The 18,277-nt window shown below is 43.1% G+C and carries 16 protein-coding genes; 4 read left to right on the forward strand and 12 right to left on the reverse strand.

Annotation, left to right across the window (positions count from 1 at the left end; translation table 11 throughout):
- Window positions 1–3: 3 nt before the first annotated feature.
- The 4 genes from ytfJ to sppA all read right to left on the reverse strand — a co-directional run bounded on the left by ytfJ (window position 4) and on the right by sppA (window position 2,825).
- Window positions 4–483: a GerW family sporulation protein gene (gene ytfJ, locus CEF21_RS16990; RefSeq protein ID WP_123918420.1), complete on the reverse strand. Its 480-nt coding sequence runs from the start codon at window positions 481–483 to the stop codon at window positions 4–6.
- A gap of 11 nt (window positions 484–494) precedes the next feature.
- A complete protein-coding gene (locus CEF21_RS16995) occupies window positions 495–1,190 on the reverse strand; it encodes a DUF2953 domain-containing protein (protein WP_123918422.1) in 696 nt (231 codons plus the stop codon).
- A gap of 136 nt (window positions 1,191–1,326) precedes the next feature.
- Window positions 1,327–1,815: an RDD family protein gene (locus CEF21_RS17000; RefSeq protein ID WP_123918424.1), complete on the reverse strand. Its 489-nt coding sequence runs from the start codon at window positions 1,813–1,815 to the stop codon at window positions 1,327–1,329.
- Between the two features lie 14 nt (window positions 1,816–1,829).
- Window positions 1,830–2,825 (reverse strand): signal peptide peptidase SppA, encoded by a 996-nt coding sequence (gene sppA / locus CEF21_RS17005; RefSeq protein ID WP_123918426.1) that lies wholly within the window; start codon window positions 2,823–2,825, stop codon window positions 1,830–1,832.
- A gap of 170 nt (window positions 2,826–2,995) precedes the next feature.
- Here sppA and CEF21_RS17010 point away from each other — a divergent pair, with 170 nt between their 5' ends.
- The gene (locus CEF21_RS17010; protein WP_123918428.1) at window positions 2,996–3,796 is read left to right on the forward strand and encodes an NAD kinase; all 801 of its coding nucleotides are present in this window, start codon (window positions 2,996–2,998) and stop codon (window positions 3,794–3,796) included.
- A 46-nt stretch (window positions 3,797–3,842) separates the two neighbouring features.
- Here the strand turns inward: CEF21_RS17010 and CEF21_RS17015 are convergent, their stop codons facing one another.
- The 5 genes from CEF21_RS17015 to CEF21_RS17035 all read right to left on the reverse strand — a co-directional run bounded on the left by CEF21_RS17015 (window position 3,843) and on the right by CEF21_RS17035 (window position 9,930).
- Complete coding sequence (locus CEF21_RS17015; RefSeq protein ID WP_123918430.1) at window positions 3,843–5,447, reverse strand: amidohydrolase; 1,605 nt, start codon at window positions 5,445–5,447, stop codon at window positions 3,843–3,845.
- Window positions 5,448–5,531: 84 nt separating this feature from the next.
- Window positions 5,532–7,109: an acyl-CoA synthetase MbcS gene (gene mbcS, locus CEF21_RS17020; protein WP_123918432.1), complete on the reverse strand. Its 1,578-nt coding sequence runs from the start codon at window positions 7,107–7,109 to the stop codon at window positions 5,532–5,534.
- Window positions 7,110–7,256: 147 nt separating this feature from the next.
- A complete protein-coding gene (locus CEF21_RS17025) occupies window positions 7,257–7,466 on the reverse strand; it encodes an alpha/beta-type small acid-soluble spore protein (RefSeq protein WP_123918434.1) in 210 nt (69 codons plus the stop codon).
- Between the two features lie 103 nt (window positions 7,467–7,569).
- Entirely contained in the window at window positions 7,570–8,778 is a 1,209-nt protein-coding gene (thiI, locus tag CEF21_RS17030) for a tRNA uracil 4-sulfurtransferase ThiI (RefSeq protein ID WP_123918436.1), read from the reverse strand.
- 6 nt (window positions 8,779–8,784) lie between these two features.
- On the reverse strand, window positions 8,785–9,930 hold the full coding sequence (locus CEF21_RS17035; protein ID WP_123918438.1) for a cysteine desulfurase family protein: 1,146 nt from the start codon (window positions 9,928–9,930) through the stop codon (window positions 8,785–8,787).
- A gap of 199 nt (window positions 9,931–10,129) precedes the next feature.
- Between CEF21_RS17035 and brnQ the strand changes: the two genes are divergently transcribed.
- Entirely contained in the window at window positions 10,130–11,473 is a 1,344-nt protein-coding gene (gene brnQ, locus CEF21_RS17040; protein ID WP_123918440.1) for a branched-chain amino acid transport system II carrier protein, read from the forward strand.
- Between the two features lie 340 nt (window positions 11,474–11,813).
- On the opposite strand, the gene ezrA is transcribed toward brnQ, so the two are convergent.
- Window positions 11,814–13,523 carry a septation ring formation regulator EzrA gene (gene ezrA, locus CEF21_RS17045; protein WP_164462232.1) on the reverse strand — a complete coding sequence of 570 codons (1,710 nt, stop codon included), beginning with the start codon at window positions 13,521–13,523 and terminating at the stop codon, window positions 11,814–11,816.
- Window positions 13,524–13,892: 369 nt separating this feature from the next.
- Here ezrA and hisJ point away from each other — a divergent pair, with 369 nt between their 5' ends.
- On the forward strand, window positions 13,893–14,699 hold the full coding sequence (gene hisJ / locus CEF21_RS17050; RefSeq protein WP_123918444.1) for a histidinol-phosphatase HisJ: 807 nt from the start codon (window positions 13,893–13,895) through the stop codon (window positions 14,697–14,699).
- On the opposite strand, the gene refZ is transcribed toward hisJ, so the two are convergent.
- Window positions 14,689–15,321, reverse strand: a complete 633-nt coding sequence (gene refZ, locus CEF21_RS17055) for a forespore capture DNA-binding protein RefZ (protein ID WP_123918446.1) — start codon at window positions 15,319–15,321, stop codon at window positions 14,689–14,691. The genes hisJ and refZ overlap by 11 nt on opposite strands.
- Before the next feature lie 131 nt (window positions 15,322–15,452).
- Between refZ and CEF21_RS17060 the strand changes: the two genes are divergently transcribed.
- Window positions 15,453–15,932, forward strand: a complete 480-nt coding sequence (locus CEF21_RS17060) for a GAF domain-containing protein (RefSeq protein ID WP_123918448.1) — start codon at window positions 15,453–15,455, stop codon at window positions 15,930–15,932.
- 320 nt (window positions 15,933–16,252) lie between these two features.
- On the opposite strand, the gene CEF21_RS17065 is transcribed toward CEF21_RS17060, so the two are convergent.
- Window positions 16,253–18,082, reverse strand: coding sequence for a sensor domain-containing diguanylate cyclase (locus tag CEF21_RS17065; RefSeq protein ID WP_241156697.1), 1,830 nt, complete (start codon window positions 18,080–18,082; stop codon window positions 16,253–16,255).
- Between the last annotated feature and the right edge of the window lie 195 nt (window positions 18,083–18,277).

Raw genomic sequence — 18,277 nt, forward strand, 5'->3', positions numbered from 1 at the left:
CCTTTAAAAGTCAATATCGTCTCTCATCGATGAAGGCTGCTGCCCTTTTGATTGAGAATCATTTTTTTTGAACATTTTCTGGATTTTTTCAATAGTTTGAGGAGCTGATTCAAGAATTCTTTCGTATAAGTGGGTGCTTTCGTCTAAATGAAGCATTTTTACCCCATTGTGGCCTACAATTAAAAAGGCAATCGGCGTAATGGATACTCCGCCGCCGCTTCCTCCGCCGAAAGGCATTTTGTTTTTCGGGTTATTTCCGCTCACATGTCCGGCTTGAGGCTGTGAAAAGGATTGATCTTCTCCTGCAGGCTGTCCGAATTCACTTCCACCTGCGGCAAATCCGAAGCCCACTTTTGAAACAGTTAAAATGACACTGCCGTCAGGTGTTTCAACCGGGTCTCCAATAATTGTATTTACATCAACCATTTGCTTTAGATTTTCCATAGCCGTCTTCATCAGGCCTTGAATTGGATGGTCACTCATATTTCTGCCCCCTATGCAGGTTTATTGTGTTCTCCAAATATTTTGGATAAAGGTTTATTGGCAAACGACGGTTTCCCGCCTTTCCAATATTTTACGAAACGAATTCCACCGATAATAGCATGTCCGATTCGAAACCTGACTATACCTATTACCTGTATATCCAAACAGAGCCCGTGAAACACGGGGACAACAGAGAGCAGCGGATTTGCCTTTAGCTTCATGTACTGGCCAGCCGCTCCGCAGATGAGCCCTTTAAGCGTCCAGACCATTCCGGCTGCACCGCCTGTAGACGCAGCATCTCCAAGTCCAAATCTGGAATGCCATTCTAATTTGATAATTTCTATATGTTTCAGGAATTTCTTTGTTATTTCATGAAGACCGGTTACATGGGCTGTAAGTTCTTTAATATCTTTCAGACTCGTCTTCACATCTTCTTCCGAAATGTTATCCTTTTTCGTTTTGCCTCCGCTTTCTTCTTTGCCAAGATTCTTTTCCTTCATGACACTTACACTCATCTTGTTCTCATCCGCCTTTATAACCGGCACTTTATACGTGTAGCGGACGATTCCATGCCATGCTCTTAGTCTTACTTTTAAATCATCATTTTTCCCTGACCTGGAATATTCAACCGTAATCGTTAGTTTTGTAACCGACAGCAGCAATATAAAAAATGAGAAAAAAATTATAATTCCATAAACCCAGCTCACTTATATCCGCTCCTTTCAGCATATCATTATCACCTCTTTCTCTTTCTTCTAAACGGAACATAATGCCCGCATTCCCTTTACTCGTTTGCAATTTCATCAAAAAAACCGCTTCCTGTTTAAAGGAAGCGGTTCATCGTTAGTTTTTTTTGAACAGGTTCTCATGAATGACGGCTGTGTCCGCAAACAAGTCATGAAGCGCCTGTTTTTTCTGTGTAAAACCGGCCACTGCATATCCAATCCATATCGTTTTGCTGATAAATCTTCCTACGACTTCCCTGAATAAAACCGTCCCCCATGTTAGAGGCTTTTCTTCCTTAAAGGAAATCACCCGGATTCCGAAAATCATTTTACCGAGCGTCTGATTGAGAAACTTCGTCATAAGAACGAAGTAAAGGAAATAGACCATCAGCTGCAAAAGCGGTTTAGGAGAAAAAAAGGAAGTTCCTCCATCGGCTCCTGTAAGAATGAAAATAGGCTTAATTAAAATCGCATTGATTCCAGCTATGACGGCCAAATCGACGAGGTAGGCCCAAAAGCGTATCCAGAATCCCCCAAATGCAGGCTCCGGCTGGATGGATTCGGGCTGGACGGAGGGCTGTCTCGCATCATCAAATGTTGTTTCCATGAAAACGCCCTCCTTTATTTTGCATACATGTACATTAATCGGCTATTTGACGGTTTTGAGAATAGTTCATACAGACCAAGCATTTGATACTCTTCGCTGAATGCTTTCTTAGCTCCCATTGAGAGAAGGGAATCAAATCCTGAGCTTTGTTTATATTTAAATACCTCAGCATTGGCAAGCTTCAAGTCTTTTTCCATGGATGCAATCGTGTCATCGATATAGCCCAGCTCATCTACAAGATTCTTTTCCTTCGCCTGGCGCCCGTCATAAATCCGGCCATCCGCTATTTTTTTCACATCTTCCGGACTCATTTTGCGCCCTTCCGAAATTACCCCTACAAATCCTTCATATGCATTATTCACCATTGCCTGAAGAATGTCCTGCTCTTCTTTCGTCATATCACGGGTCGGCGACATGATGTCTTTATAAGGACCGCTCTTGATCGTTTGGAACTTCACTCCGTATTGCTTTGCGAGCTCCCCATAGTTTACACCCTCCATGATCACACCAAGAGATCCGGTGAGCGTGTCAGGAGCTGCGTAGATTTTATCTGCTGCGGTTGAAATATAATACCCGCCAGACGCTGCCGTTGTTCCCATTGATACATAAAGAGGAATTTTTGCTTTCTTTTTCAGTTCCATTAAATGCTTATGTATTTCCGCACTCTCTACTACTCCGCCGCCTGGAGAGTTTACATTCAGAATGACCCCTTTAATGGAACGGTCTTTCTGAATGGCTTCGATTTTTTTCAGAAACTCCTGATGATTGTATCCTGAGCTTTGAAAAACAGAGGAGGACTCTCCTGTGTCCTGGATGACACCGTTCACTTCCAGCACGGCAATCCGATTATCAGCTGTGCCTTCTTCAATGACTTCTTCATCAAACTCCGAATCATTCATACTCAATACTTCATTCGCTGCGCTTTGGAACGTTATCACCGTATTAAATATGGCAGAAACGACCACGAGCACAAGGGCAATCCCTAAGGCGGCCCACCTTTTTCCATTCATTCCTTATCCTCCTTCGGTAACAACCAATTTGAAATCTTTTTAAAACTCTTTCCTTTCATCGGTAAAATGAACATGAAAGGAAGGATAAATGGTAAAATAAACAACATAAGACATTGTATCATAATTTTACTCTTCAAGGATAACATTTCCATTTTAAGGGAGGATGTACCATGAACAATCGCCGCAACGTATTTTTTTTCTATCGAAACTCAGAATTACTAGAAGCTAAAGCACAATCTTTGTCAAAGCTAGCCGAAAAATACGGATTTACTGTAGTCCCCCGTGCAGAAGACGCAAGCATCATTGCAAGTATCGGCGGGGACGGAACCTTTTTGCAGGCTGTCAGAAAAACGAACTTCAGGGACGATTGCCTGTATGTTGGAATCAGTACGAAAGGTTCAGCCAGCGTTTATTGTGACTTTGTATTAGATGATACAGAAAAAATTATTGAAGCGATTACCACAGAGCAAATTGAAGTAAGAAAATATCCGGTCATTGATGTAAAGATTGATGAATCCGCTTCCTTCAAATGCTTGAATGAGTGTACCATTCGCTCTGGAATCATTAAAACGTTTGTAATCGATGTTCATATAGATGATATCCACTTTGAAACATTCAGGGGTGATGGAATGATTATTTCAACCCCAACCGGAAGCACAGCTTACAGCAAATCGGTAAACGGAGCCGTGATCGATCCGCTTCTTCCCTGCTTTCAAGTAAGTGAGCTCGCCTCTTTGAATAATAATCGCTACCGGACACTCGGCTCCTCCTTTGTCTTAAGCGGCAGCCGCAGACTTCGGCTTGAGGTTGCCCAGGACGGCAATGATTATCCTGTCATTGGAATGGATAATGAAGCCCTGAGCATCCGAAACGTGAAAGAGATTGAGATCACCTTGAGTTCGTCCATTATCAAAACCGTCAAACTGAAGGACAACTCATTTTGGGAAAAAGTCAAACGGAGTTTCTTATAATAGCAAGAAAAAGGAGTGTCCATTTTATGGGCACTCCCTTTTTCTTTTATTCAGCAGAACTTTTTTTCCGATAAACCATTTCTCCTTCAGCAATCGTCATGACAACTGATGTTTCCAAGAGCTTATCCGGATTTTCCATTTGAAAAGGATCGTGGTCAAGCACTGTAAAATCCGCGTCGTATCCTGCCTCAATCTTCCCTCTTTCCGCCTCTTTATGAATCGCTTTTGCACTTCCGGCAGTATAAAGCCGGATCGCCTCATACATAGAAAGGGCTTCTTTCATAAAGTAGCCGGGCTCATCCGGTGTATGAATGCTTTTTCTTGTTACGGCTGCATGGATGCCGTGCAGCGGATTAATCGGCTCAATCGGGGCATCGGAACCTCCTGCACATGGAATACCTAAATCCAGAAGCGTCTTCCAGGCAAAAGAGTAGGTTAACCGCTCTTCGCCAAGCCGGTCTATAACCCATGGGAAATCACTTGCCGTAAAGCCGGGCTGTATATCAAGAATGATTGGTGTATATCTTGCCCGCTCCATTAAATCAGGTCTTAAAATTTGTGCATGTATAAAACGGTCTTTTTGGCCGGAGGCCGGCGGATGGGCTTTAACCGCATTTAGAGCCATTTCAAACGCTTTGTCTCCAATTACGTGAATGGCTATTTCTTTTCCTATTTTTCTTGCTTTGTAAACAAGCTCATTTAATTCACTTTGAGTATGTACGGCAACACCGGATACATCCGGTTCATCCAAATACGGTTCACTCAGCAGAGCCGTTCTGCCGCCCAGTGACCCATCTGCGAAAATCTTTATGGCTCCGAACTCCATATAACGGTTTTCCGGGATGGCTTTCCGGGCAAATTCATCCATAACGAAATGATGAATCAGGAGATGGGCTTTAAACGGGAGTTCCTTTGACAAAACTTCCTGATAAGCTTTTATTGGAAGGTCCATAGCTCCATAATAGGACAGATCCTCAGAGTGGCCGCCTACCAGACCGTGCCTGAAACAATCATGTACGGCTAAATACAGGGCTTTTTTTATATACTCTTTCGATACAGGCGGCATGGTCTCGAACAGCACGATATCCTGAGCCCGGTCAAGCAAAAGTCCCGTTAAAGAACCATCCTCTCTTCTCTCGATGATTCCGCCCGCAGGATCTGCTGTTTTTTCCGTTATTCCCGCTGCCATTAATGCGGCTGAATTGACTAGAATGGCGTGGCGGCAAATCCGCTTGAGTACAATCGGATGATCGGAAGACATTTTATCCAGTACACTCCGGTCAAACATATACCCTTCCTGAAGCTGATTTTCATTCCAGCCTTCACCAATGATCCATTCTCCGGAGGGAGTTTCTTCAATCTTATGTACGAGTGCTTCCTGAATTTCCTTATGGCTTTCCATAGCGGAAAAATCAAGCCTCATCAACTTTTCGCCGTGTCCGATTAAATGAAGGTGACTGTCTGTAAAACCTGGAAGAAGGGTCATCCGTTCCAGATTTACTTCTTTTGATATGGCTGCCGCATAAAGCGCACGGAGATCATGCTCATTTCCCGCTGCTTTTATTTGACTGCCTTCTGTATATATGGCCTCAACCGTATCATTGGCATTTCCCATCGTATAGACGGTTCCGCCGTACCAAAGAGTTCCCATACATACTCCTCCCCTCCTTTAAAATATGAGTATCTTAGCATATATTTTCCATAAAGAAAACCAGGCGTATGCCCGGTTCCTGTTTTAGACACTTTCCTGAATTTGCTCTTTTTGACGAAGTTCCACTCTCCGGATTTTTCCGGAAGCCGTTTTTGGCAAATCTTCGACAAACTCGATTTTCCTTGGGTATTTATAAGGAGCCGTTAATTTTTTCACATGCTCCTGAAGCATCGGGATAATTCCAGGATCTTTCGCATCTGCATCCTGGCTGAGAACAACAAACGCTTTTACAACGCTTCCTCTTATTTCATCAGGACTCGCAATCACTGCACATTCTCTGACAAAAGGATGTTTAATCAGCGCGTCTTCTACTTCAAACGGACCAATTGTATAACCGGAACTGATGATGATATCATCTGACCGGCCTTCAAACCAAAAATACCCGTCTTCATCCTTTCTTGCTCTGTCTCCCGTCAAATAGTATTCTCCCCTGAATTGCATGGCGGTTCTTTCGGGGTCCTTATAATATTCTTTGAAAAGCGCCGGAGTAGAACGGTGAACGGCTATGTCACCCACTTCGCCCGCTTTGCAGATATATCCCTGCTCATCAATAATCTCGACCGTATTGCCCGGCGTCGGTTTCCCCATTGAACCTGGTTTGATTTTCATTCCTTTCATGACACCGACGAGGAGCGTATTTTCTGTTTGTCCATATCCATCGCGCACTTCAATCTGAAAATGCTTTTTAAATGTATCGATTACCTCTCTGTTCAGGGGTTCACCGGCTGAAACGGCGCTATGGAGCTCTGACAAATCAAACCTGGAAAGATTCTGTTCCTTTGCCATCAGTCTATATTCCGTGGGCGTACAGCATAAAACGTTAATCCTCTGGTCCTGAAGCAGCTGCAAATAGCGCGATGCTTCAAATTTACCGTGGTAAATAAACCCTGTTGCGCCCATCCCAAGAACGGATAAAAACGGACTCCAAATCCATTTTTGCCATCCTGGACCTGCGGTAGCCCAAACTTTATCTTCTTTCTTAATAGAAAGCCAGTTGGATGCAGCTGTACGCAAATGGGCATAAGCCCATCCGTGAGTATGGATTACTCCTTTTGGATTTCCGGTCGTTCCTGACGTATAGGATAAAAATGCTGTACTGCCGCTTTTCGTATCAGCAAAAGCAAGTTCACCTGACTGAACGTCCATTTCTTCTTCTAGTGATCTCCATCCCGGCTGTTTCGCTCCAATTACCCACTTTAAAAGGGGAGAGGCTTCTTCCACTTCATTCGTCTGATTTGTAAATTGATCATAGCAAATGATTCCCTTTACTTCCCCGTGAATAATTCTGTAGCGCAAATCTTTTGGCCTCAGGAGTTCGGAACTTGGTATAACGACGATTCCCGCTTTTAGAGCCCCCATATAAACGGCATACGCCTCTAAAATTCTCGGAGTCATGATTAAAAGTTTGTCGCCCTGCCTCATCCCCGCCTCAATTAAAGCGCTTCCAATTCTGTTTGCTTTGTTTATTAATTCTTTGTATGTAATCTCCTTTTGGGTTACCCCATTATCCCAAATCAATGCTGTCTTCTGCATCTCTGCATTCTGTTCTATTTCTTTTATAAGATTATAATGTTCAGGTGCTAGCAGGCTTTCCCGGTTCATTTTATTCCCCCTACTTCTTTTGTTATGTTAATTATACAAAATATTTATAAAGTTTTGAATAATATTACAAAAATTTATTATGAAAGAGTTTTTCAAAACACAAAAAGAGAGCAGGGTTTCCCCTGCTCCTGTAGCCATGTTTATTTATTATTTTTGGTATCCGCTCATGTTTGATTGAGCGTAAGAAACTAGACGCTTAGTGATCTCTCCACCTACAGATCCGTTAGCGCGTGCAGTAGTTTCTGGTCCAAGGTTCACTCCGAATTCAGAAGCGATTTCGTATTTCATTTGATCGATCGCTTGCTGAGCGCCTGGAACTACCAGTTGGTTAGAGCTGCTTTGTCTGCTTTGTGCCATGTGTTCTCACCTCCTTGTGAATATAGAGTGTGTAATAACACATGGCTTCATTCTTTAAATCTTCCTGGTAATTGTTAGTAAAATACAGGACTGGTAAAGAAGCTTAAAGCAGACTGTTTAAATCCGCATCTTCTTCCATTCTTTTTTGATCAAAAAGAATCGTTTCCGTTTTTTCTACAGCTGCTTCCGTAAGGCTCTCAAAGTCTACAAAGCTTTCGTACCTGTTCGCTTTGTCAAGCTTCGGTCTTGTTTTCGGAGCCGATGGCGAAAAGATGGTGCAGCAATCTTCATATGGGCGAATGGAGATCTCATACGTCCCGATCTCCTTGGCCATCTTAATGATTTCAGGTTTATCATAGGAAATGAGGGGTCTGATTACAGGTGTGCTTGTTACATCATTAATGGCATACATGCTTTCAAGCGTCTGGCTCGCTACCTGGCCAAGACTTTCACCCGTCACGATCGCAAGACCGCTGTTCTTCACACGAAGCTGATCTGTAATGCGGAGCATCATCCTCCGTGTGGATGTCATCGTATAGTTTTCGGGCACCTGCTGCTGAATTTGTTCCTGAATCGCCGTAAACGGAACGATGTGAAGCTTTATTTTTCCTCCGTACATGGAAAGCTGCTCGACTAGATCGACTACTTTTTGCTTCGCACGTTCACTTGTATAGGGTGGACTGAAGAAGTGAACAGCTTCAAGTTCAACCCCTTTTTTCATCGTCATATAAGCTGCTACAGGGCTATCCAGGCCTCCGGAAAGCATAAGCATTGCCTTTCCGCTTATTCCTGCCGGAAGACCTCCGGGACCAAATGTATCCTGGAACATGATGTATGTCCCTTCAGCTCTCACTTCCACTTTGATCTCATGGTCCGGATTTTTTACATTAACCGTTAAACCTTCTGTATTCGAAAGAATATAGCCGCCGATTACCCCATTCAGTACGTCAGACGGTACAGAAAAGGTTTTATCTGCCCGTCGCGCACTGATTTTAAACGTATCTCCCGGTTTAAATACCGATTTGATGGCTTCCAGAGCCGTCTGCTTAATTTCTTCCACTTCGCTTTCGCACTTGGCTGCAAGGCTGAAAGAATGAATCCCGAAAATTTTGGTCAGCCTTGATGATATTTCTTGATGAGGCTCGCCATTTAATTTAACAAAGATTCGGTCCCGGTTCGATTGAAACCGGAGAGCCGGGAAATCCTTTAAAACTTCCTTCATATTTCTTCTTAGACGGTCAACAAATTTGCTGCGGTTTTTCCCCTTAGTGGAAATTTCACCAAACCGTACGAGTATATGTTCAAATTGCATCGCTTTTTACCTCTTCATTTTCATAATATATGGAATTGCCTGTTCCAAAGAAGCGAACAGCTTTTCCAGTTTTGAATCATCCGTATTCATTGCCAGGCTGATCCGTATGCCGCTTAAGGCAGCATCCTTGCTTTTATTCATAGCAAGGAGGGTTGGACTCGGCAAACTTTTTCTTGAGGAACACGCTGAAGTGGTGGAAACAAATATATCTTTTTCTTCAAGCATGTGTACGAGAACCTCAGATTTAATACCGGGAACAGAGAAATGAATAATATGAGGCGCAGATTGTTCAAGAGGGGTATTGATTTCGACCCCGTTGATTTCACGCAGCCTATTTAGAATTTGTCTCTTCGTCTCCTCCACAGCAGGTCCATGCTTTCTGAAATCCTCCATAGACATACGCAGTGCTTTTGCAGCCGCTGCTATTCCTGCCACACTCTCAGTACCGGATCTAAGCTGATTTTCCTGGTCTCCTCCTGACAAAAGCGGAGTAAGGCGCAGCCCTTTTTTTATAAAAAGGATCCCCGTTCCTTTAAGTCCATGAAATTTATGGGCAGAAAGTGTGCATAAATCAATGCCCGGGTGACTTAGATCCAGCGGCACCTTCGCAGCGCCCTGAACATGATCTGTATGAAAGGTGACATTCGGATAATCCTTTAATATATTTGCGATTTCCTGTATCGGCTGGATGGTTCCTACTTCATTATTCACATGCATAATGGAGACGAGAATCGTATCTTCTTTCAGTTCACGCTTCAGCTGTTCCGGAGAGACTCTTCCATTTTCATCTACTGGAAGAATAGTAAGCTGAAAGCCAAAATCTTTTTCAAGCTGCAAACAGGATTCCATGACAGAAGGATGTTCAACAGCTGAAGTGATAATGTGCTTTCCTCTTTGTTTTTTTGAAAATGCCGTTCCTTTTATAGCCAGGTTATTGGCTTCTGTACCTCCAGATGTAAATACAATTTCTTCTTCCCTTACATGCAGGAGATTGGCCGTCTGCTTCCTTGCCTGTCTTAAAAGGTGTTCAGCCTGGCTTCCCAGCTTGTGCAGGGAAGAAGGATTTGCAAAAAACTCTTTCGTAATTTTTATATAGGATTCCATTACTTCTGGATAGGGTTCGGTCGTGGCACTGTTGTCTAAATATAGCATTTTCATTCCTCCAAGAATAAATGCACACATCGTAATATGTTACCATATTGGCTACAATAATGAAATGGAGAAATATATGCGTTGACCTGGTTAATTTTTTGAATATAATTAAAATTGAAACAGTTGAACAATTCGACATTTTTTATAAAGCTGTGTTACGATCTTACCGGTATGTATCGTCGGAATCAGGAGGCTGAACATGAAACAAGGTTTGTCATCAAAAGAAACATTTGTCGTCGGGCTAATGCTATTTGCCCTCTTTTTCGGAGGAGGAAATATGATTTTCCCGCCTTCGCTGGGACAGGCTGCAGGAACAAATGTATGGATTGCCATCACGGGATTTCTTATAACAGGGGTAGGTCTTCCTCTGCTCGGTGTCATCGCTATTGGTCTTACCGGTTCAGATGTCCAAACTTTAGGAAGCAGGATTCACCCTGTATTCGGTATTGTATTTACGATCATCCTTTACTTAGCGATTGGCCCTCTATTCGGGATTCCTAGAACAGGAACGGTGGCCTATGAAATCGGAGTTACTCCTTTTCTTTCTGAAGGGATGGCTAAGAGCGGCTTCTCTCTGGTGCTTTATACGGTGCTTTTCTTCGGTGTCACCTACTGGCTTTCTTTAAACCCAAGCAAGCTTGTAGACCGGATCGGAAAGCTGTTGACACCCGCACTGCTGGCAATTCTTGCTTTATTAGCGATTAAGACAATTGCCACGCCAATGGGATCACCCAAGACTCCTCAGGCTGCTTACGAGAACGGCCCGTTTTTCAAAGGTTTCTTGGATGGGTACTTGACTATGGATACCCTTGCCGCACTCGTCTTCGGGATTGTGGTCATTAACGCAGTAAGAGATAAGGGTGTTACCAGCAGCAAAGCCATTACGAAGGTCTGCATCCAGGCGGGGCTTATTGCTGCGGCAGGATTGGCGATCGTCTACTTGTCCCTTGGCTATCTCGGAGCAACCAGCGTTGATGCGATTGGGTACAAGGACAATGGAGGACTTATATTGTCCCAGGCAGCGAATGTTCTGTTCGGGTCTTTAGGAAACATCGTATTGACCCTTGCCATCACTTTTGCCTGTCTGACAACGAGCGTCGGACTAGTCTCTGCATGCGGTCAATATTTTTCGAAAATTCTACCAAAACTATCGTATAAGATAATCGTATTCATTCTTACGGTATTTTCGGCGGTCATTGCGAATTTCGGCTTAACCCAGCTGATTACGTTTTCTGTGCCGCTTCTTACCGCTATTTATCCTCTGGCCATTGTGCTTATCCTGCTTTCGTTTATAGACCGGATCTTCAGCAGAGCTCCAGAGGTTTATGCATGCAGTCTATTATTTACCGGTGCTGTAAGCATAATAGACGGGCTCAAAGCAGCAAAAATTGCCCCGGGCGGTCTGATTGAATTTTTCGGAACGTTTATCCCTTTATTTAATCAGGGTATCGGATGGCTTGTACCGGCTGTGGCAGGAGCTGTCATCGGATATGCCATTGCCCTTATCCGCAGACCTCATTTAAAAACAAAGGGGAGTCATTAATTAAATAAAACCCGGCTTAGAACCAGCCTAATAAACCAAGGCGGCTGCCCGGTAAGTCCGAGTTTGTACTCTTTTCTACAGTTCATTCGTTTAGGTGATTTCCGCTGCAGGCACTCGCTTTCCGCTTCAATCAACAGGGTTTAAAAAATTATCAACATGCTTTAACATAGCGAATAAAAAAACCGAACGATTATTTGAAACTCTGGTATAGAGCTTCGTAATCGTTCGGTTTTATTGTTTTTCATGCTTTTTCAAAGAAATATTCGGCTTAAGGACAACCATTTTAGTTATGTCCCAGCCTCTTTATTTTCTCTAATCAGGGCTTTTCACACCGCTTTTTTTATTTGTTTTTCAACTCTTCCAAATCTTCCTCAACAAGCATACCAATTTTTTCAAACGAACCTGGTTCCACTGTTTCGATGGCTGTTGCTGCTTTTTTTAATGAGCTTTCATACTCATAATGTCTGAACAGCTTCTCCGCCTCGTTCAGTTCTTTTGAAAGGTTATCATTGCGGCTTCTGAAACGGTTCCCGTATTGAATGATTTTTTCTACATAATAAACCTGTTCAATCATGTCTTCGGTTTGTTCATGAACCTTTGCTGAAGCAGCAACGGCATCTTCCAGAAGAATATTAACGGCTACCATATCAAGAGGGATTTCATCCAATTTTTCCGATACGTGGACAATGGTCCTCTGAGCTTCTCTCAGAAGATCCGTATATTGTGCCGGCAATCCCGGAACATTGCTTTTGCTTATGAGTCTCGCTGAATCATTAAGCAGCCTTCTTGCTTCTGTCAGCTGTTCACGTGCCGCCCGTTCCTCTTTTCGGAGGGCATGAAGCATTTCCCTGTATTCAGCATGCTCCGCCTTGACTTCAGCTGTCTGCCTCTCCAGTTCAGTCAGTTCTTCTTTCAGCAGGGAATACGCAATTTTTTCGTTCGCCATTCGATCCTGAATATGATAAAACCGCTTTTGAAGAGCCGCTACCTGTTTATCGATGCTGCGAAGTCTTGATGTATCTTCTTCACTCAAATGGTAGCTTTTCTTAACTGTATCTGTTTCCTCTTTTGAAACAAGCTTAGCCGCTACAAGCTCATGAAGAGCTCCTTCTGTCTTCGCTGTTTCTGTCAGCACATAATGATTAGCATGTACTTCTTTCTCAAGCAAATCGTACATCGTTTCAATGGAGTCATGAATCTCCTGTAAGCTCTCACTGATTCCCTCAAGATCGAGTTCCCTGATTTTCTCCTGAAAAATAACCAGTGTGTCAGAAATCCGCTCTGTCTCGCTTTGAATCTGGATGTGATCCAATACATAACCCTGCTCTGACATTTCCTTATATCCATCTCTTATTTCTGCCAGCTGATTCGGAATTCCTGTCTGACAGTCTGAGAGCATAGCCGGAATCGCTTCAATCTTTTCTCCCAAATCGATCAGGATCTCATTTTGCTTGATTAGAATATCTCTTGCTGCCAAATAATTCCCGGCATCAGTTTCTGCTTCGAACCGCTTCAATTCCTCGTACACTTCATACAGTTCTGCCTCAAGCTTTGCATGCGCACTTCCAAATGTATGGCTATGAGCCAGCAAGGTCTTCTTCGCTTTTTTAAATTTCTCTTTCACATCTTCAATTTCGCTGCTGTTTCGCTCTTCACTCGTTACAAGCTCATAGATTTCTTCAATGATCTGCTCAATGTTCTGGTCTGCAGCATCAAGCATCCTTTCAATATGAACAAGTACTTCTCTCGATTTCTTGAAGCGGTATTTATCTGCATGGTCTTCCGCATCGAACAAAAGCTCTTCTACCTCAGGAAGCTGGGCCGTAATAATTTCGTCCCACTCCTGTCTCCATTTTTCAAACAACTCTTCAGCTTGTCCGGTCATTTTAAGCTCTTTGACTCTGGACATCTCATCCGCAAGCGAACGATTCATAATTTCTATTTTCCTTGCTTCAAGCCGGTCAACTTCGCGGTATATATTTTTTCTGATAAAATAACCGGCTGCGAAGAAAAGGACAAGCGCTGCCAGTAAACCAATAACGACTTCCATAATGGGCCCCCTTGCTGTATATAAGAAAAAGCACAAGCCATGTATAGCCCTGCGAGCTGCTCCCGGCTTACAGAGTAACCAGCCTGCTGCGTGTCCGATACCGGCCCCCTGCATCTGAAACAGGTGCTGCCAGAACCGCTGCTTTACAGTTTTCGCCATAATCAAAACGCCGTGCCGGATGCAAGCTTCCGTTTTCCCGGCACCGGCAGCATGATTTCATTTCATCATCACGTGCACATTTTATGTATAACTATTGCAAAAGTTATGTGATTTCAATGTTTTTATGATACCATGTTAACGATAATTTTTGACCAGTTTTTTTAATTTTTTACATCCCATTATCCGCTTTATATCAAGGGGGGAAGGATTTTGTTAAAAAGAGACGGACATATTCATACTCCATTTTGTCCTCACGGCTCCCCGGACAGCCTTAAAAGCTATGCCGAAAGAGCCATTTCGCTTGGTTTTAAAGAGATTTCGTTTACAGAGCACGCTCCTCTTCCGGAGGGATTTTCCGATCCTGTCCCCGAGAAGGACAGTGCTTTGCCGATCGGGCAGCTGGAACCCTATATATATGCGATTCAAGACGTAAAAAAAGCCTATTCAAAGGAAATCAAAATTAACTTGGGGTTTGAAGTAGATTTTATCGAAGGCTTTGAAGCTGCAACGTCCGCATTTCTGAACGATTATGGAGAAACAATGGATGATTCGATTCTTTCCGTCCATTTCCTGCGGAAGCACGGGTCCTATTATTGTCTCGATTACAGCGAAGAAGGTTTTGAAGAAATTTGCCGGGCTGCAGGGTCCATCGAAGACACCTATCATCTTTATTACCGGACTGTAGAAAAGTCCATTCTTGCCGATTTGGGAATCTGGAAGCCAAAACGGATCGGACATATCACCCTCGCACATAAATTCCAGAAACTATTTCCTGCACCCGCTCAGGATCTCGAACAAATCAGAAGCCTGCTTGATTTAATAAAATCGGGAGGCTATGAACTGGACTACAATACGGCGGGACTTAGAAAAAAACATTGCCAAAATGCCTATCCATATGACAGCGCTGCAAGGCTCGCCATTGAAAAAGGCATTCCGCTCGTCTTTGGATCTGATGCCCATATCGCTTCAGATACCGGAGCCGATTATTCTTTCTATGAAAAATTAATTACAGGATAACCTCTCTTTTCGGAGTCAGCATAGAAATCATCCAGCTCTCAAGCTCATGGAAATACTGTTTTACAAAGTAATCTTCATGAGGCTGAAGGTAAAGAACTTCAGCAATGTACTGGGGCTGAAGAAAAGGCATCGTCAGCATCCCTTTCAGCTGGACGATGAAATGTCCAATCGGAATCTTGTTCAAACTGCCGTCTCTCATTCCCTCTTCCAGCAGGGAACTTAGCAGAAACTTTTCTTTCAGCATATACGTACTCATTACCTCCCGGATAAGCATCGTATCAAGGGTAATTTCCCGGTAAACAAACCGGGTTAATTGACGCCGTTCATGCTGGTAGCTTAAAATGTTTAAAACCAAGTGTATCAGCCTGCTTACCGCACTTTTATCAAGATCAGCGAGAATGGCTCCGTCCATGGCGCTTAAATATCCTTCATAAAAATCAGAGACAAGATATTCCATCAAGCCGGTTTTGCCATTGAAGTAGTAGGAAATGTGAGCTACATTTACGCCTGCCTTTTTGGCAATGGCCCTGACGGAAGTTCCAGTGAATCCATTTGTATTGAACAGAGAAACGGCTGATTGAATAATTTTTTCCTTTGTCACATTAAAGGTTTCCTGTTTCATCCGGCTCACTCCTTGGATTCTTTCCTACTTCTTTCCATAAAGGCGGAGAGAATCCTTTATGATTTTCTCGACAAACTTCCTTTTACGGGGAGTTCTGCTCGTTAGATTTAAATGAAAGAAGGAGATAAAACATGTTTCATGTCGAAAAGTACTCAAATAACACGAAAGAAAATTACGAACTTGTTATCAAACAGCTGAAGGCTTTGCTTGAAGGCGAACCCGATCAAATAGCAAATTTTTCTAACGCTTCCGCTTTGCTTAATCAGTTTCTAACAGAGGTTAACTGGGTCGGCTTCTATTTAATGAAAGACGGAGAACTTGTCCTCGGCCCATTCCAGGGACTGCCTGCCTGTGTCAGAATCCCAGTGGGGAAAGGCGTCTGCGGAACGGCTGCAGCCACAGGAGAAACCCAGCTCGTGGAAGACGTCCATCAATTCCCTGGTCACATCGCCTGTGATGGCGCGACCAATTCGGAAATCGTCATCCCTTTAATTAAAAATGGAGAAGTGATCGGTGTACTCGATATCGACAGTCCCATTAAAAATCGTTTTACTGAATTGGACAAAGAATACCTTGAAGGGTTCACAGAAGCACTTCTTCCGTTTATTTAACGGACGGGACCAGGAAGACAGCCAGGTTAAAAAAGCCGCCGGCTGCACGATTAAGCCATTTCAATTGCCGCAGCGAGCTATTCATATGCAACGGACGGAAAACTTGTTGCCATAGGCTGGTACAAAAGGTTTCCCGCGAATAAAAAAACCGAACGATTATTTGAAACTCTGGTATAGAGCTTCGTAATCGTTCGGTTTTATTGTTTTTCATGCTTTTTTCATAAGAGATATTCGGCTTAAGGACTACAACTTAGTTATGTGCCAGTCTCTTTTATCTTTCTTATTTCCTGTAAAAGTCCGTTGCATCAATTGCTTTTGTATTATTCCATTTCACAGTTGTCCTGAACGACTACTTGATCCTTTCCATTGCTTTTCGCTTTGTACAAGGCTCTGTCCGCTCTTATAAACAGCTGTTTGGGTGTATCTTCCCGTTCTGCATCCCACCAGGAAATTCCGCACGATACCGTAATGGAAGGAGAGGTAATTTTCCTTACACGTTCCACCAGACGATTCGCCACGGCAATGCCAGACTCCACCTCTATCTGAGGAAGGTAAACAGCCAGTTCTTCTCCGCCCCACCTTGCTCCTACATCGTGTTCCCTCACATTGCTTTTAATAATGTTCCCTACTTGAATAAGTACCTCATCACCAGTCTGATGGCCATACGTGTCATTGATTTTTTTAAAATTATCAATGTCAATTAACAGGAAAACACCATTTCTTTCCTGACTCATGGATTGGCGTATCCGCTCGTTTAAATAGTTTCTTGAAAACAGCTTTGTCAGATTGTCTGTCTTTACAAGCGCTTCCAGCTCTTCCCGGAGCATTGAGTTGGTCAGGGCAAGGGTAGAATGATGAATGAGCGACTGCAGCAGCTTAAATGTGTCAAAGGTAAAATGATAAGGTGATTCATGAACCGCGATTGCAAATCCTTTCACCTGTTCATTTTCCATCATCGGTACAGCCATCAGACACCGGTAGATACCAGGCAGATTCAGGGCAGACAAATTCCCGATAAAAATCCCCTCTTTTTCATTCTCGATTTTTGACAGAACGAAAGTAAGGTAGGATTCGGATTCAGACGTGATAAAAAATCCGGTGCTTCCCGGCAAAAGCTGATACTGCCCGGAAGAGCCCCGATAAAAGAAACCTGCTTCTTTTGCATTAAACGAATGGATAATCCGTTCGGACAAAAACTTCATCGTCTCTTTGAGCGGCAGGTTCTTATTTAACTGATGAGAGGTTTCATTAATGAGCCGGAGGTCTTCGATCAGCTTTCTTGACTGCTGGTAAAGCTGGGCATTTTCCATCGCATTGCCGGCAGCGTTTGCAAGCATCATAATAAATTTAATTTCCGATTCCTTCAGCGGGCTGATTTTATCAGAAATGATCTCCAGTACTCCATAAACTCCCTGGCGTCCTTTTAGCGGAACGTAAACATGCAGTTTTTCAGCGGAGGTCCTGTCCATTTTAATCGTACCGGTTAAAAAAGCCTCCATCGCACTGTCCGCTGATCCTTTTTCATCGAAATACAAATCTTTGGTGGGCAATTGAAGCTGACTTTCATTGTCATGGGATAAAAACAAATAAAATATATAGGAGGAATACATACTCTGAAGAACTTCTATCAGTTCAAATAGAACCTGATCCTTATCCATTGAAGAATGAAACCGCTCTGTCACTTCATACAGACGGGTATGCTTCTGGGAATTCGTCATATTCATTTCGGTTTCTCTGCAGTAAAAAAGAAATTCCGTACAGGCTGTGCTGATTAAAGTCCGTTCATTTCTGTCAAGCAAATCAGATCCGGCCATCTCTAAAACAGCGAACCACTCTTTACCCGGTTCCCCAATCAAAATTCTGCACTGGTTCGTTCTGCTGGTAAAACCATTTTCAAATAATTCATTCCCTTCTTCAGCAGAAGAATAGGAAGGATGCGCTGATCCTGTGCTCGCTGTAAAATATGGGAGCAAAGGAACGTTCGCAGAATAATAGCAGGAAATCGATACTTGTTCCGCGTGAAACAAAGACTTCAGTTCAAACGCAAGCCATCGAGTCGCTTTTTCAATTGAATGATCTGCTCTTTCATTATATAGGTAAGCAAAAAAACGGCCGTTCAGTGATGCAGCCTTGCTAACAATTTCTTGCATGATGACCACCCGTCAAATTCCAAATTAAGTAAAATATGATATTTTTATTATATCATAAAACCTGATCTTTCCATAGATGAACTTTCCCGGTTAACACACTGGCTAAACGGCGCTTGACTTATTATCCTCCACATTATATAATGCTTGATGTTGTGTAAAATATTGCAGCCTCAGAATCGCATAGATGTCCCCATT

It is taken from the genome of Bacillus sp. FJAT-42376, from assembly GCF_003816055.1.
Classification (GTDB): Bacteria; Bacillota; Bacilli; order Bacillales; family Bacillaceae; genus Metabacillus_B.